The organism is Micromonospora sp. NPDC001898 (genome assembly GCF_042891255.1).
In the GTDB taxonomy this organism is placed as follows: Bacteria; Actinomycetota; Actinomycetes; order Mycobacteriales; family Micromonosporaceae; genus Micromonospora.
Genome location: NZ_JBIATC010000010.1, coordinates 80277 through 104303, shown reverse-complemented (window position 1 = coordinate 104303; position 24027 = coordinate 80277). Strand labels below are relative to the sequence as shown.

General features: G+C 71.0%; 18 protein-coding genes. 8 read left to right on the top strand and 10 right to left on the bottom strand.

Annotated features, from left to right (window positions below):
• Positions 1-2: 2 nt before the first annotated feature.
• The 4 genes from ACFYZF_RS21205 to ACFYZF_RS21190 are packed head-to-tail and all read right to left on the bottom strand — an operon-like array spanning position 3 to position 4561.
• Positions 3-863, bottom strand: a complete 861-nt coding sequence (locus ACFYZF_RS21205; RefSeq protein ID WP_387023271.1) for a carbohydrate ABC transporter permease — start codon at positions 861-863, stop codon at positions 3-5.
• Positions 860-1816: a carbohydrate ABC transporter permease gene (locus ACFYZF_RS21200; protein WP_387023269.1), complete on the bottom strand. Its 957-nt coding sequence runs from the start codon at positions 1814-1816 to the stop codon at positions 860-862. Before ACFYZF_RS21200 ends, ACFYZF_RS21205 begins: the two co-directional genes overlap by 4 nt.
• Positions 1813-3189, bottom strand: a complete 1377-nt coding sequence (locus tag ACFYZF_RS21195) for an ABC transporter substrate-binding protein (RefSeq protein WP_387023268.1) — start codon at positions 3187-3189, stop codon at positions 1813-1815. The genes ACFYZF_RS21200 and ACFYZF_RS21195 overlap by 4 nt, the downstream gene beginning before the upstream one ends.
• A 34-nt stretch (positions 3190-3223) precedes the next feature.
• Positions 3224-4561 carry an alkaline phosphatase family protein gene (locus ACFYZF_RS21190; protein WP_387023266.1) on the bottom strand — a complete coding sequence of 446 codons (1338 nt, stop codon included), beginning with the start codon at positions 4559-4561 and terminating at the stop codon, positions 3224-3226.
• A gap of 131 nt (positions 4562-4692) precedes the next feature.
• On the opposite strand from ACFYZF_RS21190, the gene ACFYZF_RS21185 reads away from it, so the two are divergent.
• The 3 genes from ACFYZF_RS21185 (at position 4693) to fxsT (ending at position 8402) form a co-directional block, all read left to right on the top strand.
• Positions 4693-5679 (top strand): Lrp/AsnC family transcriptional regulator, encoded by a 987-nt coding sequence (locus tag ACFYZF_RS21185; RefSeq protein WP_387023264.1) that lies wholly within the window; start codon positions 4693-4695, stop codon positions 5677-5679.
• A 135-nt stretch (positions 5680-5814) separates the two neighbouring features.
• Positions 5815-6261 carry a hypothetical protein gene (locus tag ACFYZF_RS21180; protein WP_387023262.1) on the top strand — a complete coding sequence of 149 codons (447 nt, stop codon included), beginning with the start codon at positions 5815-5817 and terminating at the stop codon, positions 6259-6261.
• 95 nt (positions 6262-6356) lie between these two features.
• The gene (fxsT, locus tag ACFYZF_RS21175) at positions 6357-8402 is read left to right on the top strand and encodes an FxSxx-COOH system tetratricopeptide repeat protein (RefSeq protein WP_387023260.1); all 2046 of its coding nucleotides are present in this window, start codon (positions 6357-6359) and stop codon (positions 8400-8402) included.
• Between the two features lie 137 nt (positions 8403-8539).
• On the opposite strand, the gene arsB is transcribed toward fxsT, so the two are convergent.
• Positions 8540-9628 (bottom strand): ACR3 family arsenite efflux transporter, encoded by a 1089-nt coding sequence (gene arsB, locus ACFYZF_RS21170; RefSeq protein WP_387023258.1) that lies wholly within the window; start codon positions 9626-9628, stop codon positions 8540-8542.
• A gap of 88 nt (positions 9629-9716) precedes the next feature.
• A complete protein-coding gene (locus tag ACFYZF_RS21165) occupies positions 9717-10094 on the bottom strand; it encodes an ArsR/SmtB family transcription factor (RefSeq protein ID WP_387023256.1) in 378 nt (125 codons plus the stop codon).
• 140 nt (positions 10095-10234) lie between these two features.
• On the opposite strand from ACFYZF_RS21165, the gene ACFYZF_RS21160 reads away from it, so the two are divergent.
• The 3 genes from ACFYZF_RS21160 (at position 10235) to ACFYZF_RS21150 (ending at position 14776) form a co-directional block, all read left to right on the top strand.
• Positions 10235-10732 carry a GNAT family N-acetyltransferase gene (locus ACFYZF_RS21160; protein ID WP_387023254.1) on the top strand — a complete coding sequence of 166 codons (498 nt, stop codon included), beginning with the start codon at positions 10235-10237 and terminating at the stop codon, positions 10730-10732.
• A gap of 71 nt (positions 10733-10803) precedes the next feature.
• On the top strand, positions 10804-12219 hold the full coding sequence (locus tag ACFYZF_RS21155) for an FAD-dependent oxidoreductase (protein WP_387023252.1): 1416 nt from the start codon (positions 10804-10806) through the stop codon (positions 12217-12219).
• 331 nt (positions 12220-12550) lie between these two features.
• Entirely contained in the window at positions 12551-14776 is a 2226-nt protein-coding gene (locus ACFYZF_RS21150) for a proprotein convertase P-domain-containing protein (RefSeq protein WP_387023251.1), read from the top strand.
• Between the two features lie 93 nt (positions 14777-14869).
• Here ACFYZF_RS21150 and ACFYZF_RS21145 read toward each other — a convergent pair whose 3' ends face one another.
• Complete coding sequence (locus ACFYZF_RS21145; RefSeq protein ID WP_387023249.1) at positions 14870-15604, bottom strand: SDR family oxidoreductase; 735 nt, start codon at positions 15602-15604, stop codon at positions 14870-14872.
• A gap of 292 nt (positions 15605-15896) precedes the next feature.
• Between ACFYZF_RS21145 and ACFYZF_RS21140 the strand changes: the two genes are divergently transcribed.
• Positions 15897-16262, top strand: coding sequence for an SCP2 sterol-binding domain-containing protein (locus tag ACFYZF_RS21140; protein ID WP_387023247.1), 366 nt, complete (start codon positions 15897-15899; stop codon positions 16260-16262).
• Positions 16263-16266: 4 nt separating this feature from the next.
• Entirely contained in the window at positions 16267-18360 is a 2094-nt protein-coding gene (locus tag ACFYZF_RS21135; protein ID WP_387023245.1) for a glycogen debranching N-terminal domain-containing protein, read from the top strand.
• Between the two features lie 38 nt (positions 18361-18398).
• Here ACFYZF_RS21135 and ACFYZF_RS21130 read toward each other — a convergent pair whose 3' ends face one another.
• From ACFYZF_RS21130 to ACFYZF_RS21120, 3 genes are all read right to left on the bottom strand, one after another.
• The gene (locus tag ACFYZF_RS21130; protein WP_387023243.1) at positions 18399-21152 is read right to left on the bottom strand and encodes a cation-translocating P-type ATPase; all 2754 of its coding nucleotides are present in this window, start codon (positions 21150-21152) and stop codon (positions 18399-18401) included.
• 165 nt (positions 21153-21317) lie between these two features.
• A complete protein-coding gene (locus tag ACFYZF_RS21125) occupies positions 21318-22208 on the bottom strand; it encodes a universal stress protein (RefSeq protein WP_387023241.1) in 891 nt (296 codons plus the stop codon).
• Between the two features lie 233 nt (positions 22209-22441).
• Positions 22442-24007, bottom strand: coding sequence for an aminotransferase class I/II-fold pyridoxal phosphate-dependent enzyme (locus ACFYZF_RS21120; RefSeq protein WP_387023240.1), 1566 nt, complete (start codon positions 24005-24007; stop codon positions 22442-22444).
• Positions 24008-24027 lie beyond the last annotated feature (20 nt).

The window sequence follows — 24027 nt, the reverse complement described above, 5'->3', positions numbered from 1 at the left end:
GTTCACTTGTCCGCCCCCGCCGTCAGGCCGGCGACCATGTAGCGCTGGGCGAGGAAGAAGATGGCGATGACCGGCACGGTCACGGCGATGGAGCCGGCCAGCAGCACGGTCACCGGCACCTGGAAGTCGGTGAGCTGGGCGAGACCGAGCGGAGCGGTCCATCGTGACCGGTCCTGGACGAGGAACAGCAACGCGTAGAAGTACTCGTTCCAGGCGATCATGAAGACGTAGATGGCGGTCGCCACGACGCCGGGCAGCGCGATCGGCAGCACGACCTTGCGCAGCATCGTCGGCAACGAGCACCCGTCGAGCAGTGCCGCCTCCTCGACGCTCTCCGGGAGGGCGAGGAAGTAGTTGCGCATCATGTACAGCGCGACGGGGACGGTGGCGGCGACGTAGACGACGAGCAGCCCGACGAGCGACCTGGAGAGTCCCAGCCGGCTCAGGATGACGAACTTCGGCACCGCGAGCACGATGCCCGGGAACAGGTAGACGGCGAGGATGATGCCGCTCGTGAACCGGCGGCCCCGGTACCGCAGGCGCGCGACGGCGTACGCCCCGAAGATGCACGCGACGATCGACACCACGACGGTGGCGAGGGCGACCAGCAGGGAGTTGAGCACGAACCGGCCGAGCCCGAAGCCGCCCGCCGACTCGTCCTTCATCGCCGTGACGTAGCTGGACAGGTCGATCTCGCCGAGACCGGGGACGATGTCGAGGGGCTCCAGCAGCACCGCGGAGTACGGGCGCAGCGAGAGCAGCACCCCGTAGAGCACGGGCCCCACCGCGCAGACGAGCGCGACGGCGATGAGCGTCCACCGCAGGATGTTGACCGGGCGCGAGGGCCGCATGGCTGAACTCACAACGCCTCCTTCCGCCGGGAGAGCAGGACGTAGCCGGCCAGCAGCACGCAGAGGACCAGCGACATCAGCAGTCCGTAGGCCGCGGCGCTGCCGATGTCGGAGCGGGTGACCAGTTCGGTGTAGACCTTGATCGCCATGACCTGGGTGCCGCCGGCGCCCTCGGTCAGCAGGTAGACGTCGTTGAAGTTCTGGAACGACCAGATGAACCGGATCAGCAGCAACAGCAGGAGCACCCCCCGCAGTTGGGGGAGGATGATGTGGCGCAGGTTCTGCCACCGGGAGGCTCCGTCCAGCGCCGAGGCCTCCTCGATCCCGCCCGGCACGTTCTGCAGTCGCGCGGTGACGAAGAGGAAGGCGAGTGGGAACGACTTCCAGATCTCGAAGGCGATGACGACGAGCAGCGACACCGGCACGGGCAGGCCCGCCACGTCGGTCGAGGTGGTGCTGAGGAAGCCGACGGGATTCTGCCAGCCGAGGTATTCCTGACCGATCGCGTTGACGATGCCGTACTGCGGGTTGAGCATCGTTCGCCAGATCATGGCCGCCGCGACGACCGGCAGCACGTACGGGATCAGCAGCAGCGCGCGGACGATCCCCTGGCCGCGGAAGGGGCGGCGCAGGGCGAGGGCGAGGACGAGGCCGACGCCGATGGACCCGATCGTGGTCAGGGTCGCGTAGATGACGGTGGTCCAGAGGGCCCCCCAGAACGCCTCCGACTGCCAGGCGTCGACGATGTTGTCGAACGTCCACTCGATGGTGGAGGGCGACAACCGGGGGATGTCGATCAGTCTCGTGTCGGAGAACCCGAAGACGAGGACCAGGAGGAAGGGGAGCAGGACGACCAGGCCGATCAGCAGCAGAGTCGGGCCGGTGAGCAGCTGGCCGTTCAGGTTCTCCCGCTGGGAGCGGCTCAGCCGCTCCCAGCGGGAGAACCGGCCTGAGGGCGTGCTCACAGGCCGGCCTGGACCTTCTTGACCTCCTCGGCCATCCCCTTGGTCACCTGCGCGGGCGACTCCCCGCCGTAGAGGCGCTCAAGGAACTGCGCGAGCACGTTCTCCGCGGTGACCGCCCCGGCCAGGGGCGAGTCCTTCGTGCCCATGCCCCACAGGCTCACGGCGTTGACGCCGTCGCGGATCTGGGTGACCATCTCCGGGCCGTACAGCTCGGCGACGGAGCTCTTGGCCTCCGGCCCGATGCCGAGCTTGCCCCACGCGTCGAGGTAGGCGTTCGGGTCGGCCTTGGTGCCGTTGCGCAGCGGGATCCGGCCCTCGGTCGCGGAGGCGAGCGTGTCCGAGTAGCCCTCCTCCATCATGAACTTGATGAATTCCTTCGCCCCGGCCGTGTTGGCGCCCTCGGGGATGCCGTAGCCGAGCGTGGCGCCGTACTGTGCCGGGTGGTTCCGGTCGAGCACGGTGATGAAGCCGGAGTTCTTCGAGAGGAACGCCGGGTCGGCCTTGCACTGCTGGCACGTCGGCGGGTTGGCCTTGTCCAGCCCGGCCAGCTCGTCGAGGATGTGGGTCGAGAAGAGCAGCATCGAGGCCTTGCCGGCGAGGTACGCCGCCCGCGCGCTGGTCACGTCGAAGTCGCCCTGCGCGCTCGAGTCGCGCAGGATCTTGAACTGCTCAGCCGCCCGGGTGCACTCAGGCGAGTCGATCTTGATGTTGCCGTCCTGCACGAGCTGGCAGCCCGCGCTCTGGAACATGGAGTAGATGCCCTCGGTGCCGGACGGGGTGCCGGCCTGGGTGCCCATCGCGATGCCGGTCACCCCGGTCGCCTTCATCGTGGTGGCGGCCTTCGCCACCTCCTCGAGGCTGGCGGGCACCTTGACGTTGGCGGCCTGGAGAAGGTCCTTGCGGTACACCAGGAGGTGCACCCAGCCGTCGCTCGGCACGGCGCCGACCTTGCCGTCCAGGCTGAACGCCTTCAGGGCGTTCGCGTTGAACGTGTCGGCGCCGAGCTCCTCGACGACCTCCTCGGCGGCCTTCGTGTTCAGCAGCCCCTGGGACCGCCAGGCGGCCGTGGTCGTGGCGCCGTGCAACATCACGTCCGGTACGTCCCCGGAGGCGGCACCGGTCGCCAGGGACTGCTTCTGGTCGGTCTCGCTGAGCGGAACAACCTTCACCGCGATGCCGGTCTTCTCGGTGAACCGGGCTGCGACCTTCTCCTGCGCGGCGACCCGCTGCGGGGTCGTCTGCGGCGTCCAGAAGGTGATCTCTTTGGCCTTCTCCGCCTCCGACTCGCCCGATCCGCCGCAGGCGGCGAGGGTGGTGAGCGCGGTCGCGGCGGCTATCGCCGCCGCGAACCGGCGCTTGGTCAGGTGGGTCATGTCGTGCCTTTCCTTGATGTGCGTGTGGTGATGATCAGGACCGCTCGATGGCCCCGCGCATGACGTGCCCCTGTGCGGTGGCCGGCGGCTGCACGCCGAGCAGTGCGCTGATGGTGGCCGCCACGTCGACCAGGCCGACGTTGCGCAGCGGGACGCCGCGACGGATCCCGGCGCCGGAGAGCACCATCGGGACCTGCGACTCCGGCAGCGCGCCGTGCGAGGCGCGCGGGGCGCCGTCGGTGAGCGTGGACAGGTGGTACGGCTCGACCGGCTCCACGACGAGGTCACCGAGCTTGTCGCTGGCGTTCATCCGGCGCAGGTCCCGCTCGTCATGGACGGCCGCGATCCCCGGGATGCCCTTAATGATCTTGGCAATGCGGCGCGCGTTCTTCGCGGTGTCCGCCCTGCCGCTCAGGGTGATGTCGGCGGTACGCGGGGAGGCCACGATGACGATCTCGCTCGTCGGGTCCGGTACGCCGCCCGAGGAGGAAATGACCTGGACCTTGAGGCCCGTCACGGACAGCCGGTCGAGCACCTCGGGCAGCAGCGGAACGGTCCACTCCCGGGCACCGTGGTCGGCGGTGACGAGGAAGGCCGTTCGGTCCAGGATGCCGGCCTCGCGGGCGGCGTCGCGAACCCGCCCGATCTGGGCGTCCACCCGGGCCAGAGCGGCCGGAAGGTCGGGGTCGGTGAATCCGCCGTCGTGCAGCGCGCCGTCGACGTCGTCGCAGTAGACGGTGATCAGGTCCGGGATCGCGGCCGGGTCGACCATCGTGCCGCCGGAGTTGACGGGCTCGCCACGCAGCAGCGCGATCGCCTGGTTGGCGCGGGTTTCGCAGTTTCCACCCGGCTGGGTGTACAGCGCGGTGGGGTCACCGTACGTGGCGCCGTAGTTCTGCACCGCGTACCACTGGAGGTAGGCCGAGGTGCGGTCCTGCCGCTTCAGCGACTGGGCGATCGTCTCGACGCCGGGCTCGATGTACCGCTCCTGGGAGACGCCACGGTTGGTTTCGTGGTTGTAGTAGTAGCCGGTGTTGCGGTGCACGGCGGGATACGCGCCGGTCGCCGTCGTCGTCCGGGACGAGTTGGAATATGACGAGTACGACCCGTCTGCGACGCCGTGGGCGCCATTCTCGATCAGTGCCCGAATGTTGGGCAGTTCCGCCAGACCGGCGTAGCGCCCCTCAAGGAAACGGGGGTCGAACCCGTCGAAGTCGAACATGATCACGTGCTGCGCGGGTCGCGTCTGGCTCTTCGCGGTGTCGGACGACGCCGACGCCGTACCCGCCGGCAGCACAGCCGCCGCGAGCAGTGCAACAGTTCCCGCCGCGACACCTCTGGCCGCGTTCGAGCGCCTGATCGGATGCGCCACCTTCTGCCTCCTCAACCCTTGGTAGCCGTGACGAGAGTCTGCCGGAGGCACGAGGCAGATTGTCAAGATCGTGGTGTGAGATGCAAGATTCCAGTATGAAGAACCGCTCAGGTGACGGGATTGACGGATCCTTGGACGAACTCGACCGCCGGATCGTCGGTGCCCTGCTCTCTCACCCGCGGGCCACCCACGCGCAGATCGGCGAGGCGGTGTTCACCTCGGAGGCGACCGTTTCCCGGCGGATCCCGCGGCTTCTCCGCAGCGGAGCGGTTCGGGTCATCGGCGTCATGGACGGCGAGGCGACCCGCCGGGCGCGATCGCTGTTCGTCCGGCTGCGCTGCCGCCCGGACGCGGCCAGCCGTTCGGCCGAGCACCTGGCCCGGTGGGAGGAATGCGGATCGGTCAAGCTGCTCACCGGCAGCGTGGACTGCCTGGCCGAGGTTTCCTACACCTCCAACGAGCACCTGCTCCAGCTCATGTTCAAGCAGCTGCCGGGCCTGGACGGCGTCCTCGCCGTCTGGAGCAACCAGGTGATCCGCAGGTTCGCCACACCACACAACTGGAGCCCGAGCCTGCTGCCGGCGGAGGTGGTCGACAGGCTACGGGCGCAACGGATGGATCGATGGGACGAACAATCGCTCGTCGATGCGCCGCAGCGGCTCAGCCCGCTCGACGAGATGATCGTCGCCAGCCTCGCCAAGGACGGCCGCCAGGGTTGGCAGCAGATGGCCGAGCGGTGCGGCGCGAGCCCTGCCACCGTACGGCGGCGGGCCGAGGCGATGATGGCGGCCGGATTCCTGCGCATGCGGACGGTTGTCGAGCCCAGCGTGGTCGGGCTCACGGTGAACGCGTTCATCTTCCTCAGCATCAACCCCACCCAGCTCGGGCAGGCCGGTGAACTGCTCGCCGCGCACCCCGCCGTCCTCATGATCGCCGCGACGACCGGGGACCGGAACCTGTGCGGCGAGGTCGCGCTGAAGAATGACGCCGCGCTCTATGAGTTCCTGTCCGGCACCATCGGCCAGCTACCCGGCCTGCAACACGCGGACGTAGCCGTTGCCCTGCGCTCCGTCAAGCGGGCGGGGATGGTCCTGCCGCTCATGCCGGGTCCTCGTTGACCGGAGCGCCAGGACGGTTCGCGCTGGGGGCCGGGATGGCGGAAGTGCCGGGGCCGCCCCGCCTCGGCCGACAGGCATGTGCCTCTTGCTGGCGATGACATAATCGGCCGGTGTCGTGAATGGAGGGTGGTCGCGGTGACCGGTGTCGAGTTGATCGCGGCGGCGTTGGCGGCGGGGGCGGGCGCGGGGACCAGCGCGGTGGCGGTGGACGTCTACACGGGGTTGCGTGACGCGCTGCGGCGCCGGCTGACAGGCCGCCGTGCCGCGGAGCAGCTCCTGGAGGCAGCCGAGACCGATCCGGGGGTGTGGGAGAGACGGTTCGGTGCGGAGCTGGCGGATTCCGGCGCCGACCGGGACGAGAAGGTCCTGACCGCCGCCAGCCGGCTGCTCGATCTGGTGGATCCGGAAGGCTCCCGGGCCGGCAGGTACATGGTGGATCTGCGCGGGACGCAGGGTGCGCAGGTCGGGGACGGCACCGTACGTGTGGACACCGCCTACGGGCCGACCGCAGGCATCATGACCGGCCCGGTCAGTGTCAGCTACGGGGAGTTGCCGGTCCCCCCGACCCGGCCGGAGGCGTAGCGGGGTCGCCCGCCCCCGGCACCGGTCCCACCGACCCCACCGCAGCGGTACATCTCCACACCACCTACGGCCCGGCGGGCCAGTTTCATGCACCGGTGACGGTCAACACCGGTCGAGTGGTGCGGTGGCCACACCGCGTCGGGGTGATCCCGACGGTGGCCGACGCCTACCAGCACCGACGGCGCATCGAGCTGGAGCAGGCCACCGCAGGGGGCGGGACAGCGGTGCTGTCCGGGCTGGGTGGGGTGGGCAAGACCCAGCTGGCCGTCGCCGCCGCCCACCACGCGTGGTCGCGGCAACGGGTTGATCTGCTGGTATGGGTCACTGCCGCCACCCGGCAGGGCGTTGTCGCCACGTACGCCCAGGGCGCGTACGGAATCCTCGACACCGCCGACGAGGAGGGCGAACAGGCCGCGACCCGGTTCCTGGCGTGGCTGGCGACGACCGACCGGCGCTGGCTGATCGTGCTCGACGACCTGCGGGCCCCCGCCGACCTCACCGGTCTGTGGCCGCCCGCCATGACCACCGGCACGGTGCTGGTGACCACCCGCCGCCGCGATGCGGCTCTCGCCGGCGGCAAGCGCCGGCTGCTCGACGTCGACGTGTTCACCCCTGGCGAAGCGACCGCGTACCTCCGGCACAAACTGCCGCACGAACCCGTCGACCAACTCCATCAGCTCGCCGCCGACCTCGGCCACCTTCCGTTGGCGCTGGCTCAGGCCACCGCCTACCTCACCGACCGAGGACTGGACTGCGCCGGGTACCGGGCTCGGCTGGCCGACCGTCAACGCGCGCTCGCCCACCTGCTGCCCGAGCCCGAGGCGCTGCCCGACGAGCACCGCGCGACGGTCGCGGCGACCTGGTGGTTGTCGGTCATCGCCGCCGACCGGCTCCAGCCACGGGGGCTGGCCCGGCCACTGTTGGAGCTGGCCGCGATGGTGGACCCCAACGGGATTCCCGTCGGCCTGTTCACCACCTCGGCGATCACCGACCACCTCAGCGGCCTCGACCGCGGCGCCGGCGCTTCGCCGGTCGGCCAGGAGGCAGTCGCCGACGCACTGCACAACCTGCACCGCCTCAGCCTCGTCGCGTACGGCGCCGGTCGGCTCCAGGTCCACGCCCTCGTCCAACGGGCCACCCGCGACCAACTCACCCCGGACCAACTCGACACCGCCGCCCGGGTCGCCGCCGACGCGCTGCTGGAGTTCTGGCCGGCCCCGGAACGGGACGACCCGGTCGGCAGCCAGGTCCTGCGCGCGAACACGGCAGCACTGTACGAGCACCCCGGCCGCGCCCTGCTCGACCTCCACTGCCATGCCGTGCTGTTCCGGGCCGGACGCAGTCTCGGCGACACCGGCCAACCCGCCGCCGCCGTGGCCTACTTCACCGATCTGCACACCGACTGCCTGCGAGTGCTCGGCCCAGACCACTCAGACACCCTGACCGCCCTTCACCACATCGCCCAGTGGCGGGGTGAGGCCGGCGACCCGGCCGGCGCGGTCGAAGCCTTCACGCAGGTGCTGGTTGAGCGGCTCCGGGTGTTGGGCCCCGACCACCCCGACACGCTGTCCACCCGCAACGACCTGGCCTACAGTCAGGGCCGGGCCGGTGACCCGGCCGGCGCGGTCGAAGCCTTCGCACGGGTGCTGGCCGATCGGTTGCGGGTCATGGGCCCCGACCACCCCGACACCCTCTTCACCCGCAACAATCTGGCCTACTGGCAGGGTGCGGCCGGTGACGCGGCCGGCGCGGTGGAAGCCCTCCGGCAGGTGCTGGCCGACCGGTCGCGGGTACTGGGCCCCGACCACCGACATACGCTGAGCACCAGTAGCAATCTGGCCCACTGGCGGGGTGCGGCCGGTGACCCGGCCGGCGCGGTGGAAGCCCTCCGGCAGGTGTTGGCCGACTACCTCCGGGTGTTCGGCCCTGACCACCCGCACACCCTGACCACCCGGCGCAATCTGGCCCACTGGCGGAGCGAGGCCGGTGACCGCGCCGGGGCCGTCGAGGCGACCGAGCACGTGCTCGCCGACCAGCTTCGTGTGCTCGGCCCCCGGCACCCCGACACTCTGGCCTCCCGACGGAACCTCGCCCGGTGGCGAGCCGACGATGAGGGCCGACCCAGGAACAACCCTCCATAGCCTCAGGCCGTGCAAGGCGTTCCCCAGTCACGGTCGGCTCCCGGGCGGCAGCCCGGCGAGGAGCTTTTCCACCCGGCGCCATGGCCTCGGCGGCGGCGTGATTCCCGCGATCTCGGTGGCGCCGCGGTCCGGGCGGGTCACGGCCGGGGCGCCTGGGCGGCGGTGAAGAACCGTCGGCGTGCCCACAGGGAGACGTAGACCAGGCCGACGAGGACGGGTACCTCGATGAGCGGGCCGACGACGCCGGCGAGGGCCTGACCGGAGGCGACGCCGAAGGTGCCGATGGCCACGGCGATGGCGAGTTCGAAGTTGTTGCCGGCTGCGGTGAACGCCAGGGTGGTGGTGCGTTCGTAGCTCAGGCCGATGGACCGGCCGAGCAGGTAGGAACCGGCCCACACGAGGGTGAAGTAGACCAGCAGCGGCAGGGCGATGCGGACGACGTCCAGCGGCCGGTTGGTGATGGCGTCGCCCTGCAGGGCGAACAGGATCACGATGGTGAACAGCAGGCCGTAGAGGGCGGTGGGGCCGATCTTGGGCAGGAAGCGGGACTCGTACCAGTCGCGGCCCTTGGCGCGCTCGCCGAGGCGGCGGGTGAGGTACCCGGCGAGCAGCGGGATGCCGAGGAAGACGAGCACGTTGCGGGCGATGTCCCAGCCGGAGACGTTCAGTTCGGCGCCGGACAGGCCGAGCCAGTCGGGGAGTGCGGCCAGGTAGAACCAGCCGAGCAGCCCGAAGGCGAGGACCTGGAAGACGGAGTTGAGGGCGACCAGGACGGCGGCGGCCTCGCGGTCGCCGCAGGCCAGGTCGTTCCAGATGATGACCATGGCGATGCAGCGGGCGAGGCCGACGATGATCAGGCCGGTGCGGTACTCGGGCTGGTCGGCCAGGAAGATCCAGGCGAGGGCGAACATCAGCGCGGGACCGACGAGCCAGTTGAGGACGAGTGACGAGACCAGCAGCCGGCGGTCGCCGGTGACGGTGTCGAGGCGGTCGTAGCGGACCTTGGCCAGCACCGGGTACATCATGATCAGCAGGCCGAGGGCGATGGGCAGCGAGATTCCGCCGATCTTGACGGCGTCCAGCGCGGTGTCGAGGCCGGGGACGAGTCGGCCGAGGAGGAGGCCGACGACCATCGCCAGGCCGATCCAGACCGGCAGGAACTGGTCGAGGCGGGACAGGCGTCCGACCACCGCGGTGGTGGAGTCGTCGTGGGTGGCGGTGCTCACGGGCACTCCCGTCGGGATTCGTCGTTGAGGTGTGTCCGGTGGCGATTGCCGGACCGGCTCGGAGGACGGCCCCCCGACCGGGCGCGGCCTACGCCACCGGGGCCGGCTCGACGGTGAGCAGCGCGGCGAGCTGCCGCAGGATGGCCGGCCGGGCCCGGTAGTACACCCACGTGCCGCGCCGCTCGGCGTCGACCAGGCCGGCCTCGCGCAGCGTCTTCAGGTGATGCGAGATGGTCGGCCCGCTCAGGTCGAACGCGGGGGTCAGCTCGCAGACGCACGCCTCCCCGCCCTCGGCCGAGGCGATCATCGACATCAACTGCAACCGCACCGGGTCGCCGAGCGCCTTGAACGCGGGCGCGAGAACCGCCGAGGTCTCCGCCGGCACCCGGCCCTGCGCCAAGGACGGGCAGCACGGCTCATCGGTGGTGAGGCCGATGGCGGGAGGCGGCGTCCCTTGCTTTGACATTCCTCTAGGTTGACATCCATCTAATCAGCATGCAAGTCTCTGATTCGACAGGCATCGAGACAGGCGGCGTGGAGGGGTCATGGTGGGCCGCCGACGTCGTCATGGGCCACCCCGCCCCCCAATCCGAACGGAGCCTGCTGATGGCCGACATCACCGTCCGTCCCATGACGGTCGACGACGCCGGGCGGGTCCGGGCCATCTACCAGGCCGGTCTCGACGGCGGCGACGCCAGCTTCGAAACCGCCGCACCCAGCTGGGCGGCGTTCGACGCGAGCAGGCTTTCCGGCCACCGCCTCGTAGCCGCCGACGGCGACGGCCCCGTCCTCGGCTGGATCGCCGTCTCGCCGACCTCGACCCGCGCCGTCTACGCCGGGGTGGTGGAACACTCCGTCTACGTCGATCCGGCCGCCCGGGGCCGCGGGGTGGCCCGGCTGCTGCTGGACGCGCTGATCCGCTCGACCGAGGCCGCCGGCATCTGGACCATCCAGTCCGGCGTCTTCCCCGAGAACGCCGCCAGCCTCGCCCTCCACCAGCGGGCCGGATTCCGGGTCCTCGGCGTCCGCGAACGCGTGGGCCGCCACCACGGTCGGTGGCGCGACGTCGTCCTGCTCGAACGCCGCAGCGCGGTCGTCAACTGAACCTCGTCTCCACGGTGGGGCACCTGCCTGCCTGCTTGATTCGACAGTTCTCAACACAGAGGAGTTGCCTGATGAGCGCCACGGACAACCTGCCCGTCGTGGTGATCGGCGCCGGCCCGGTCGGGCTGGCCGCCGCCGCGCACCTGCACGAGCGCGGCCTGCCCTTCACCGTCGTCGAGGCCGGCGACACGCCGGGGGCGGCGGTGCGACAGTGGGGGCACGTCCGCGTGTTCTCCCCGTGGCGGTACAACATCGACCCCGCCGCCCGCCGGCTCCTCGACGACGCCGGCTGGGTCGCCCCCGCCCCCGACGCTCTGCCCACCGGTGCCGAGCTGGTCAGCGACTACCTCCAGCCCCTCGCGGAGCTGCCGGGCCTCAAGCCGCACCTGCGCTACGGCGCCCGGGTCGAGGCGATCTCCCGCCTCGGCCTGGACCGGCTGCGCACCGCCGGCCGCGACACCACCCCGTTCCTGATCCGCCTCACCGACGGCGACGAGATGCTCGCCCAGGCGGTCATCGACGCCTCCGGCACCTGGCGCACCCCGAACGTCGTCGGCGCCTCCGGCCTGCCCGCCCGCGGCGAGAGCGCAGCCGTCGCGTTCCTGGAGCATGCCCTGCCGGATGTGCTCGGCGCGGACCGCGACCGGTTCGCCGGCCGGCACACCCTCGTCGTCGGCGCGGGTCACTCCGCCGCCAACACCCTGCTGTCCCTCGCGGAACTGGCCGCCGACCAGCCGGGCACCGAGGTGACCTGGGCGATCCGCGCCGCCTCGCCCGCGCGCACCTACGGCGGCGGCGGCGCCGACGCCCTGCCCGCGCGCGGCACCCTCGGCTCACGGCTGCGCGAGTACGTCGACGCCGGCCGGATCCGGCTGCTCACCGGCTTCTCCGTGCACGCCATCACCCCCGCCGGGGACCGCGTCTCGGTGGTCGCACGGCACGCCGACAACAGCGAGGATGCCGTCATCGTGGACCGGATCGTCGCCGCCACCGGCTTCCGCGCCGACCACTCCATCGCCACCGAACTGCGCCTGGACCTGGACCCGGTCATGGGCGCCACCCGCGCACTCGCACCGCTGATCGACCCGAACGAGCACTCCTGCGGCACCGTCCCCCCGCACGGCGTGGACGAGTTGTCCCACCCCGAGGCCGGCTACCACGCGGTCGGCGCGAAGAGCTACGGACGGGCGCCGACGTTCCTCATGGCCACCGGCTACGAGCAGGTTCGCTCCGTCGTCGCCGCGCTGGCCGGGGACTGGGACGCCGCCCGGGACGTCCAGCTCGACCTGCCCGAGACCGGCGTGTGCAACAGCAACCCCGCCGACTCCACCGGCGACGGCTGCTGCGGGCCGGCCCCCGCCGCCGCCGAGCCCACCGGCCGGGGCCTGGCCACCGGCATCTCCGGTGGCCTCCTGGCCGCGCCGCCGAGCCTGGTCACCCTCGACGCCGCCCCCGCCGGCCAGGCCGGCGGCTGCTGCTCCGGCTGACGCCCGCCACCAACAGCGGCGCGGTGCCCGCCGGCCATACGGCCGGCGGGCTGTCGCGTAACGGTTCGACAACCAGGAGATTGTCGCATGTCTATTGTTTCCCTCCGGCAATGGCGGCCCGATCATCCCGGATCCACCGCGAGCCCGGCGCCCACTCCAATCGACTGTCCTGGATGTGTTTGATCGGAGGACAGCGTACGGCAAGGGGAGTTCGAAACATATATCTAAACATCGATGCCTCCTGGCCCTAGCATCTGTGTCAGGCAGATGCAGAGTTGTCCGTCGATGTGTCACAAGCGCGTCGGCTGGGGATCGGAAGGAGGCTGGAGAGATGACGCTCTCCCGATCGTCTCGGCGCCGCTGGCGCCTTGGACTGGCGGCCACCGCGGCCACCACCGCGGTGGCCCTCGGGACACCGGCGATGGCGGCGCCGGCGGAGGGGGAGATCCTCCATGCGGGCGGTGCCACCGCCGTCGCCGACTCGTACATCGTGGTCTTCAAGGACACCGCGGTGACCCGTTCCCTGGTCATCGACAGTGCCAAGGACCTCGCCGCCCGGCACGGCGGCACGGTGGCCCGGACGTACCAGAACACTGTGCGTGGTTTCGAGGCGCGACTGTCGGCGCGGCAGGCCCGTCGACTCGCCGCCGACCCGGCCGTCAGGTACGTCGAGCAGAACCGCACCGTGTCGATCGCGGGCACCCAGACGCCCACCCCGTCCTGGGGCCTGGACCGCATCGACCAGCGCATCCTCCCGCTGAACAACACCTTCAGCTACCCGAACAACGGCGCGGGTGTGCGGGCGTACATCATCGACACCGGCATCCGGTTCACCCACAGCGACCTGGGCGGCCGGGCGATCACCGGGTTCGACGCCATCGACGGCGGCAGCGCCGACGACGGCAACGGGCACGGTACGCACGTGGCCGGCACCGTCGGCGGCACCGCCCACGGGGTGGCCAAGGGCGTCACCCTGGTCGGGGTGCGGGTGCTGGACAACGCCGGCAGCGGCACCTACGCCCAGGTCATCTCGGGCATCGACTGGGTGACCGCGGACCACGACCCGGGCGAACCGGCGGTGGCGAACATGAGCCTCGGCGGTCCCACCGACCAGGCGTTGAACGACGCGGTCACCGCCTCGATCGCCGACGGCGTCAGCTACGGCGTCGCGGCCGGCAACGAGACCACCGACGCGTGCACCAAGTCGCCGGCCAGCACCCCGACCGCGATCACGGTCGGCGCCACCACCTCCACCGACGCCAAGGCCAGCTACTCCAACTACGGCACCTGCCTGGACATCTTCGCCCCCGGGTCGTCGATCACCTCGGCCTGGAACACCAGCGACACCGCGACCAACACGATCAGCGGCACGTCGATGGCGGCCCCGCACGTCACCGGCGCCGCCGCGCTGGTGCTCGCCGCCAACCCGTCGTATACCCCACAGCAGGTACGCGACAAGCTGTACAACGACGCCACCAGCGACGTGGTGACCGGCGGCGGCACCGGCTCGCCGAACAAGCTGCTCTACACCGGCAACATCATTCCGCCGACCCAGGACTTCGGCATCGCGGTCGCGCCGGCCGCCGGGACGGTCAACCCGGGCGGCTCGCTCACCGCGACGGTCAGCACGACCACGACGGTCGGCAGCCCGCAGACGGTGGCCCTGACCGCGACGGGCCTGCCGGCCGGCGTGACGGCGAGCTTCAGCCCGTCGTCGGTCACCTCGGGTGGCTCGGCCACCCTGACGCTCAGCACCGCAGGCACGACGGCGCCGGGCACCTACTCCGTGACCATCAGGGGCACCGGCCCGGAGACCATCCAGAGCACCTCGTACGCGCTGACGGTCAACGGCCCGCCGGGCTGCTCCCAGACCAACGGCACGGACGTGTCGATCTCGGACAACAGCACGGTGGAGAGCTCGGTCACCATCTCCGGCTGCGCCGGCACCGCCTCGGCGGCCAGCACGGTCGCGGTGGACATCGTGCACACGTACATCGGTGACCTGGTGGTGAGCCTGGTCGCGCCGGACGGCTCGGTCTACGCCCTGCACAACCGGACCGGTGGTTCGACCGACAACATCAACCAGACCTACCCGGTCAACCTATCCAGTGAGACCAGCAACGGCACCTGGCGGCTGCGGGTGCAGGACGCGGCCTCCGGGGACGTCGGCTACCTCAACAGCTGGACGCTCAAACTCGACGGCCCCGTGACCCCGGATTGCAACGGCACCAGCGACACGGACGTGACGATCTCGGACAACACCACGGTGAGCAGCACCATCGCGATCGCCGGCTGCGCCGGCAACGCCAGCGCGACGAGCACGGTCGCGGTGGACATCGTGCACACGTACATCGGTGACCTGGTGGTGAGCCTGGTCGCGCCGGACGGCTCGGTCTACGCCCTGCACAACCGGACCGGTGGTTCGACCGACAACATCAACCAGACGTACACGGTCAACCTCGCCAGTGAGGTCCGTGCCGGCACCTGGACGTTGCGGGTGCAGGACGCTGCCGCCGGGGACGTCGGCTACATCAACAGCTGGACGGTGGCCCTGTAACACCACGCCGACCGGTTCCCGCCGGTCCCGACGTCCGGAGCTCCGGCCCAGGCCGGAGCTCCGGATCGACGCGTGCGGCCCTGCTCCCGCGGTTCAGGCGGCGCCTCCGTTGACGTACAGCACCTGGCCGTTGATCCAACGGGCCGGGCCGGCGAGGAAGGCCACCACGTCGGCGGTGTCGCTCGGGTCGCCGAGCCGGTTCATCGGCGACATCGCCGCCATCTGGGCGATCGTCTGCTCGTCCTTGCCCTCGAGGAAGAGCGCGGTGGTGGTGGCGCCGGGCGCTACCGCGTTCACGGTGATGTCGCGCCCCCGTAGCTCCCGGGCCAGGATCAGGGTGATCGAGTCCATCGCGGCCTTGCTCGCGGCGTAGGCGGCGTAGCCGGGCAGGGACAGCCGGGGCGTCGTGCTGGAGATGTTGATGATCGCGCCTCCGGGCCGGACCCGGCGGGCCGCCTGCTGGTCGACCACGAAGGTGCCGCGGACATTGGTGCGGTGCACCCGGTCCAGGTCCGCGAGATCCAGTTCGGCTATGGGGGAGTGGATCACTATCCCGGCCGAGTGCACGACGACGTCGATCCCGCCGTACGTCCGCTCGGCGGTGTCGAAGAGGTCGGCCACCGCGAACTCGTCGGCGACGTCGGCCTGCACCGCGACGGCCTCTCCGCCGGCGGCGATGACCTCGGCGACGGCCTCCTGCGCCTCGACCTTGCTCGTGGCGTAGTTGAGCACAACCGCGTAGCCGTCCGCCGCCAACCGTTCCACGACCTGCCGGCCGATTCCATGGGAGCCTCCGGTGACGATCGCGACGCGCTGGGGGACGGTCATGACTAGCTCTCCTTGATCCCTGAAGGGCCGTCGCGGTGGGGCTGCTCCGGAGACCGGATTAGATCAAACGAAGACCTTTGATGTGCACGGCCACCCCACCTGCCCTTCCGTCGGGCACCGGCAGGACGCCCCGCACGGCGTGCCCCGCCGCCCCGCTCGTCGACGACGGCGATCGTGGCGCGGCGGCGAACTTCCGCAGGCACCGGCGTGTTTTCCCGCCGTCCGCCGAGAGTTAGGACCCGCGTGCACTGGGTAGGCGGCGGGCGCCCTTACCAGCGGCTGTGGAGGTCGAATGACGGCGATCAGCGCCTTCTTTACACGGTTGGCGGAAGTTGGCCACGACCCACGCTTCTGCAAGGTGCGCGGCAACGTCCGGTTCGACATCCGGGACGGGGATCGGGTGGAGCAGTGGCTGCTGGACATCGATCATGGGTGGTTGCGGGTGACGCGGGATGCTGGTCCCGCCGGGACCGTCATCACCACGTCTGCCGAAGTCGCGGATGCGATGGCGCGGGGTGAGCTGAACGGCCTCGCCGCGATCGCGCGGGGTGAGATCCTGGTCGACGGGGACCTCGGCCTGGCGCTGCGGATCGGCCGGCTGTTCCCGGTGCCGCCTGCTTCACCGCGGCGAGCAGTCGCCCAGCGCGGAGGAAAGTGACCCGATGGAGGACACTCCGGGCACCGTGTCGTGCATCGACGGAAGCACCTTCATCGTGTCGGACGCCAGCGGTGACGTGGATGCCTCGCCCGCCACCCCGGTCGGGTTGTTCGCCGCCGACACCCGTTTCCTGTCCCGATGGGTGCTCACCGTCAACGGCGAGCGGTTGACCGCGCTGTCGGTGGATGACAGCCAGTACTACGAGGTGGCGTTCTTCGTGGTGCCGGGCGGGCGGGTCGACTACGTGGAGGCTGACGTGTCGGCGATCCGGCGGCGGCGGATCGGGCCGGATCTGACCGAGTCGCTGACGGTGTTCAACTACGGCGAGCAGGACGTCGACCTCGACGTGCGGTGGGAGGTGGCGGCCGACTTCGCCGACATCTTCGACATCAAGTTCGACATCCGCGACAAGGCTGGCAGTTACTACACCCACATCGGTCCGGACGAGTTGCGTCTGGGCTATCGGCGCGGCACGTTCCAGCGGGAGGTGTCCGTGTCGGCGAGCGAGCCGACCACCGTCGGTCCGCGCGGTCTCCGGTTCACGCCTCGGGTGCGGCCCGGACAGCAGTGGTCGACGCAGCTGCGGGTGGTCATGCGGGCGCTGCGCCCGGACGGCGTCGACCTCCGTTCCGCGGTACGGACCCTGCGCCCGGACGAGTCCACCCTGCCGGAAAGCGTGCGCGCGTGGGTCGCGGCGGCCCCGCAACTGGACACCGAGAACACCGCGCTGCAGCAGGTGTACCAGCGCAGCCTGGTGGACCTGGCGGCGCTACGCTTTGCTCCGCTCTCGCTCGGTGGCGCGACCGTACCCGCGGCCGGTCTGCCCTGGTTCATGACCCTGTTCGGCCGGGACAGCCTGCTCACCTGCCTACAGACCCTGCCCGTCACGCCGTCGCTGACCCCGCCGACACTGCGGGTCCTCGCCTCACTGCAGGGCGCCCGGACCGACGACGTCCTGGAGGAGGACCCCGGCCGGATCCTGCACGAGTTGCGCTACGGCGAGTCGGCCGCGTTCGAGGAACAGCCGCACTCGCCGTACTACGGCACCGTGGACGCCTCGCCGCTGTTCGTGGTGCTGCTCGACGAGTACGAACGGTGGAGCGGCGACGCGGCGCTGGTGATCGAGCTGGAGCAGGAGGCCCGAGCGGCCCTGGCGTGGATCGACCAGTACGCGGACCTGACGTCCACCGGCTACGTCTCGTACGAACGACGCAACCGGGCCACCGGCCTGGAGAACCAGTGCTGGAAGGACTCCTGGGACAGCATCTCCTACGCCGACGGCAGACTGCCGGGCTTCCCCAGGGCCACCTGCGAGGTGCAGGGCTACGCCTACGACGCCAAGATCCGCGGGGCGCGGCTGGCCCGTACGTTCTGGGGCGACCCAGCCTTGGCCGACCGGCTGGAACGCGAGGCGGCGGCGCTCAAGGACCGCTTCAACCGGGATTTCTGGATCGACGACCGCGGCTACTACGCCCTCGCACTCGACCGCGACGGCACCCCCGTCGACAGCCTGTCCTCCAACATCGGACACCTGCTGTGGAGCGGCATCGTCCCACCGGAGAGGGCCGGGCAGGTCGTCGAGCACCTGATGAGCCCGGCGCTGTTCTCCGGCTGGGGAGTACGCACCCTGGCCGAGGGGCAACGCCGTTACAACCCACTCGGATACCACAACGGCACCGTGTGGCCGTTCGACAACTCGTTCATCGCCTGGGGTCTGCGCCGCTACGGATTCGCCGCCGAGGCCGGCCGCATCGCCGAGGGCATCATCGACGCCGCCGCCTACTTCCAGGGTCGGCTTCCTGAAGCCTTCGGCGGCTTCGCCCGCGACACCACCCGGTACCCGGTCCGTTACCCGACCGCCGGCAGCCCCCAGGCATGGTCCAGCGGGGCCTCTCTGCTGCTCATCCGGACCATGCTCGGCATCGACCCCCACGAGGACCACCTCGCCGTGAACCCCGCGCTGCCACCCAGTTTCAGACGGATCGCGCTGCTGGACATCCCCGGCCGCTGGGGCAAGGTCGACGCCTTCGCCCGCCACCGCCCAGAGCATCTACCGCCCAACGACACCGGCCACCATCTCGCACCCTCGCTGGAGTAGCACCCGGGTGTGGTCGCCACCGGATCCCCGACGGGACGTCAGGGGGTCCCCGCATACGCCTGCGCCGCGCTCCGGCGGCGCAGCCCGGCGCGGGTCCATGCCTTGTCGAGCTCACCGGCGATCAGGATGGTGGAGCCCGCCGCCACGCACGCCAGCCACTGGCCGGAGGTGAGGTCGACGGTGGCGAAGAAGCGGCGGAGGGGATCCATTTCGACGACCAGGAACACAAGCGCGACGACGACCGCGACGGCGATGAACGCCGACGGGTTCCGCAGCGTCTCGCGGGCGAAGACACTGCGGCTGAGGTGCCGGACGTTGAGCAGGTTGAACACCTGGAAGAACACGAAGGTGACGAAGGCCATGGTGCCGGCGACGGTGGCCAGCCCCGGCGCGGGTTCGGGGCCGGGCGCCAGCACCAGAACCGCGAGGGTTCCGGCGGCCATCACCGCACTGGCCAGCAGGATCCGCCCGAGCCGGTGCCGGGTGAGGATGCGCTCGCCGGCGGGCCGTGGTGGCCGGCTCATCGCGTCCTGACTGATCGGGTCGACGCCGATGGACATCGCCGGTGGGCCGTCCATGACGAGGTTGACGAAGAGGATCTGCAGGGCGGTGAACGGCGTACCGCCGGCGATGCCGGTCAGCGACGCGACCAGGAAAGTCAGCACGAAGCCGAACGCGGTCGACACCTGGAAGCGCGTGAAGTTGACGATGTTGTCGTAGATGCCGCGGCCCTCGCGGACGGCGCGGACGATGGTGGCGAAGTTGTCATCGGTGAGGACCATCGTCGCGGCCTCGTTGGTGACCTCGGTCCCGGTGCGGCCCATCGCGATACCGATGTCCGCCCTGCGCAGCGCGGGGGCGTCGTTGACCCCGTCGCCGGTCATCGCCACCACGTCACCGCGGGCCTGCAACGTCCGGACGATGCGGATCTTGTGTTCGGGGGAGACCCGGGCGATCACCCCGATGTCGTCGAGTCGGCGGGCAAGCTCGGCGTCGTCCCCGATCCGGTCGAGGTCGGCGCCGCTCACCGCCGTCCCCGGGATGCCCAGCTCGGCGGCGATCGAGCCGGCCGTGACGACGTGGTCTCCGGTGATCATCCGGACGCGGATGCCGGCGGCCCGGCACTCGGCGATGGCCTGTCGCGCCTCGGGCCGGGGCGGGTCCACGATCCCCACCAGCGCGACCAGGACCACCCGGTCGAGCATGTCCTTGGGGTCATCGGTGGGTTTGAACCCATCCGCCGGAAAGTCCTGCGCGCCGACGGCCAGCACCCGCATGCCCTGCTCGGCGAGCAGGGCGTTGGCCTGGTCGTAGTCGGTCCGGGCGGCATCGTCGAAGGGCAGGATCGCCGCACCGCCGAGGTGACGGTCGGCACGGGCCGCCAGCACGTCCGGGGCGCCCTTGACGAAGGACCGGATCGTCTCGCGGCCGTGCTCGTCGGTCCATCGGTGGAACGTCGCCATGAACTTGTAGTCGGCGTCGAACGGAATCTCCAGCAGCCGGGGGCGCTCACGGCGCAGGCCGGCTACGTCGATGCCGCCCTTCTCGGCGAGCACCACCATGGCGCCCTCGGTGGGGTCGCCGACCAGGTCGCCGTCACGCAGCACGGCGTCGTTGCACAGCGCCATGGCGATCAACGCTTCGTCGAGTGTCCCGGGCAGCGGCGTACCGTCGGTGGTGCGGATCCGTCCGTCGGTGCGGTAACCCTCCCCGGAGACGGTGAACCGCCGACCCGCCAGCAGTACCTCCCGGGCCGTCATCTGGTTGAGGGTCAACGTGCCGGTCTTGTCGGTACAGATCTGCGAGGTGCTTCCCAGCGTCTCCACCGACGCCAGCCGCTTGACGACGGCGCCGCGTCTGGCCAGCCGGCCGGTGCCCATGGCCAGCGTGAACGCCACCACCGCGGGCAGCCCCTCCGGAATGGCGGCCACCGCCAGCGACACCGCGCTGATGAACAGGTCCCCGAAGTCCCGCCCGCGCACCAGGCCCAGCACGAACACGATCACGATGACCGCGCCGGCGACGAGGGCCAGGGTTCGCCCGAGCGTGTCGATCTGGCGCTGCAACGGCGTCGGTCCCGGCTTCGCCTGTTGCAGCATGCCGGCGATGCGGCCGGTCTCCGTCGCCATCCCGGTCGCGGTGACCACGGCCGCCCCCCGACCCCGGGTGACCATGGTGTTCATGAACAGCGCGGTCGTCCGGTCTCCCAGCGGGGCCCGCTCGTCGATCTCCGCGTCCGCCGCCTTCGCCACCGCCTGCGCCTCGCCCGTCAGCGACGACTCCTGCACCTCCAGCGAGGCCGACGTCAGCAACCGGCTGTCGGCGGGCACCCGGGCGCCCGCCTCCACCGCGATCACATCCCCGGGCACCAACTGCGCGGCGTCCAGCCGCACCAGCCGCCCGTCCCGGCGAACCGTCGCGGTCGTGACCAGCATCCGCCGCAACGCCTCCAGCGACGCCTCCGCCCGCGATTCCTGGACGAAGCCGATCGTCGCGTTGAACAGCACCACCACGGCGATCGCGGCCGGTGTCTCCCATTCCCGGCTCACGATCAGGCTGACCAGCGCCGAGAAGAGCAGAATCAGGATCAACACATCCTGGAACTGCCGCAGGAACGCGCGCAACCGCGACTCCCGCGCGGCTTCGGTCAGCCGGTTCGGACCGTGGCGCTCCGACCTGCGGGCCGCCTCCTCCGACGACAGACCGGTCGCCGGGTCCACCCCCAAGTCCCGGACGACGTGCTCGGCGGGAACGGCGTACCAGGCGTGCGCCTGCGTCGCTGATTGAGCCATTATCCCATTATTCCCGGCCATACCCCTCCGCATCTGCAAAGATCAAGACTGCGTGGGCGGGCGTCGGCCGCTGCGGTGCCCCGATCGTTCGTCGGCCCCTGTCCGCTCCGAACGTTCTCGGTCGCCGGTGCGGTGGCTGGATCGAGGCGGCGTCGGGCCAGAGTGTCAGCTCCCGGCGGTGGCAACCCGGTGGTGGAGGATGGCCACGGGAGCGTGCGCGTGCTGGAGTACGGCGTGGCTGACCGAGCCGAGCAGCAGGCCGGCGAGCGCGCCCCGGCCGCGGGCTCCGACAACCACCAGTTGGGCCGTCTTCGACTCCTCCACCAGCACTCCGGCCGGCGAGCCCCGCGTCAGCCGCTGCTGGACCGGTACGTCCGGGTACCGCGCCGCGAAGCCGGCGACCGACTCGGCGAGCGCGCGTTCCTCCTCCGCGGCGAGCGCCTCCAGGTCGTACACCAGCGGCAGGATGTCACCCGGGCCGAGCGGCGCCGGGTAGAGCCAGGCGTGCACCGCCACCAGCGGGACACCCCGCCGGGCCGCCTCATCGAACGCGAACTCGACCGCCTCGGTGGACAGTTCGGAGCCGTCCACGCCGACCACCACCGGGCCGTCGGCGCGCGACTCGCCGCGCACCACGAGCACGGGGCACGCCGCGCGGGCGGACAACTGCACAGTGGCCGAGCCGATCAGCAGCCCGGCGAAGCCGCCCAGGCCGCGGCTGCCCAGCACCAGCAACGAAGCGTCGCGCGACTCGGCGAGGAGCACCGGAGCCGGCGAACCGTCGACCACCGCGCCGGTGACCTCCACCTCTGGGGCGATCCTGCCAGCCTCGGCCACCGCCTCGGCGACGTACCGCTCGGCCTGGTTGCGCAGCCCGGCACCGGCCGGGGCGCCGGGCGCCGGATCGACCGTGACGCGCATCAGCGGCCAGATGAACGCGTGCACGATCCGCAGGGGGCGCTGGCGGCCGGCCGCCTCCCGAGCAGCGGTGCGGACCGCGTCCAGCGCGATGGCAGAACCGTCGACACCCACCACGACGGGCGCACTGCTGTTCATGACATCTCCCATTCTTCGGCTTCCGCTGCCCGACCCGCCCTGAGGTTGATCAGGCTCGTCGTCCAGCGTATCCAGCTCGCGGGCCCTGGACCGCCGCCGACCCCGACCGGGGTGACCTGCGTCAACTCCCGATCGTCGCCGTCACCGATGCCGGCGGTGGCCACCGGTGACCTTCCACCAGGCCGGGCGGGGCACCGGGGCGGCCTCGGCCCCGGTGCCCCGCCCGACGGACACTACCGGGGGGCGCTGCCGAACGCGCTGGACAGGTAGGCCCGGGAGTCCGCGATCGCGCCCTCGATGATGCGGGCCGCCTCCCGGGCCTCCTCGGGCCCGTGACCGGCCTGCACCTGAAGCCGGAACCGGGACGAGCCGGTCGGCGTGACCGGGAACTCCACCATGAACGCGAGGACCCCCCGGTCGAAGAGCAGCCGGTTCGCGGTTCGGGCGAGCTTCTCGTTGCCGATCAGCAGCGGGACGATCGGCGAAGGCTCCCCCATGCAGGTCAGGCCCCGGTTGGTCAGCTCGTCGCGGAGCGCATGGATCGCGGTGAACAGCCGGGCGCGAAGCGCGTCCCCCTCGGGGGACCGGATGATCCGCGTGGCCTCCCGGACCACCGCGGTCTGCACGGGGGAGAGCGCGTTGGAGAAGAAGTGCGAGCCACCGAACATCTTGATGTACTGCTTCAGGGCCGGCGAGTTCGACGCCACGAAACCGCCGTTGGAGCAGAACGTCTTCGAGAAGGCGCCCATGACGATGTCGACCTCGCCGAGCAGGTTCTGCGTCCCCAGCACACCCGTACCGCCCGGCCCCATCGAGCCGAGGTCGTGCGCGACGTCGACCAGCAGGGTGGCGTCGTGCTCCCGGCAGACCCGCTGGAGGGTCACCAGGTCCGGCCAGTCGGCGTCCACCGAGAAGAGGCCGTCGGTGACCACCAGGATGCCGTTGCGGGTGTCGTGCGACCGGATGTCGACCAGGTGCTGGCGGACCGCCTCGACGTTGAGGTGCTCATAGCGCACCACGTTGCGGGTCGCCGCCCGGGCGCCCTGCTGGAGGCACGAGTGCGCGAGCCGGTCGATCAGCACGTGGTCGGACTGGCGGACCAGACCGACCACCGCGCCGAAGCCCGCCGCCCACCCGGTCGGGAAGAGCGTCACGTGGTCGAGTCGCACCAGGTCGCCGAGGGCCGCCTCGAGGTCGTCGGAGATCCGGGTGTTGCCGAGCACCATCGGCGAGCCGGCGCTGTGCGGACCGTAGTCGCGCATCGCGCGGGCCGCCGCCTCCCGGATCGCCGGGTGGGTGTTGAACGACAGGTAGTCCTGCGAGTTGAAGTTGATGCCCCGGGTCCGCCGGCCCAGGTCGTTGGTGATCTCGGCGATGCTGTCCGGGGCCGCCTCGAGCACCCGGGAGTACTGCCAGGTCTCCGTACGACGGCGGGCCTGCACCCAGCCGTAGAAGTCCTCGGTGCGGGCGAGCAGGTTCCGGCCGGCGGGGCGGTAGAAATCGTAGGCGTTCTTGTCCAGCGCGTACTCCTCGTCCGGGTCGACGGGGTTGCGCAGGTGGGCGGGCTCCCACATCTCCGTCAGGTCCGCGACGATCTGGGCGAGTTCGCCGTCGGCCCCGGACCGGTCGAGGGTCGGGAAGTCGTCCCACGGGATGTGGGCGGCCCAGTTGCGGGTCATCTCGGAGACCTCGGCCGCGGTACGCGCCATGGCCTCGACGTCGCCGAGGCGGGCCGCGTGCAGGATGACCTCGATCAGCTCGCCGTCGTCACGCTGGTGCAGGTCGGTGGTGGTCGTCACGGTGTCGGCTCCCTGGTGCG

Bases quoted from the DNA above. Each gene is read 5' to 3' on its own strand.
- ACFYZF_RS21195 (WP_387023268.1), bottom strand. From the start codon at position 3,189: ATGACCCACCTGACCAAGCGCCGGTTCGCGGCGGCGATAGCCGCCGCG.
- ACFYZF_RS21145 (WP_387023249.1), bottom strand. From the start codon at position 15,604: ATGACCGTCCCCCAGCGCGTCGCGATCGTCACCGGAGGCTCCCATGGA.
- ACFYZF_RS21165 (WP_387023256.1), bottom strand. From the start codon at position 10,094: ATGTCAAAGCAAGGGACGCCGCCTCCCGCCATCGGCCTCACCACCGAT.
- ACFYZF_RS21150 (WP_387023251.1), top strand. From the start codon at position 12,551: ATGACGCTCTCCCGATCGTCTCGGCGCCGCTGGCGCCTTGGACTGGCG.
- ACFYZF_RS21155 (WP_387023252.1), top strand. From the start codon at position 10,804: ATGAGCGCCACGGACAACCTGCCCGTCGTGGTGATCGGCGCCGGCCCG.
- ACFYZF_RS21135 (WP_387023245.1), top strand. From the start codon at position 16,267: ATGGAGGACACTCCGGGCACCGTGTCGTGCATCGACGGAAGCACCTTC.
- ACFYZF_RS21130 (WP_387023243.1), bottom strand. From the start codon at position 21,152: ATGGCTCAATCAGCGACGCAGGCGCACGCCTGGTACGCCGTTCCCGCC.
- ACFYZF_RS21160 (WP_387023254.1), top strand. From the start codon at position 10,235: ATGGCCGACATCACCGTCCGTCCCATGACGGTCGACGACGCCGGGCGG.
- ACFYZF_RS21140 (WP_387023247.1), top strand. From the start codon at position 15,897: ATGACGGCGATCAGCGCCTTCTTTACACGGTTGGCGGAAGTTGGCCAC.
- ACFYZF_RS21125 (WP_387023241.1), bottom strand. From the start codon at position 22,208: ATGAACAGCAGTGCGCCCGTCGTGGTGGGTGTCGACGGTTCTGCCATC.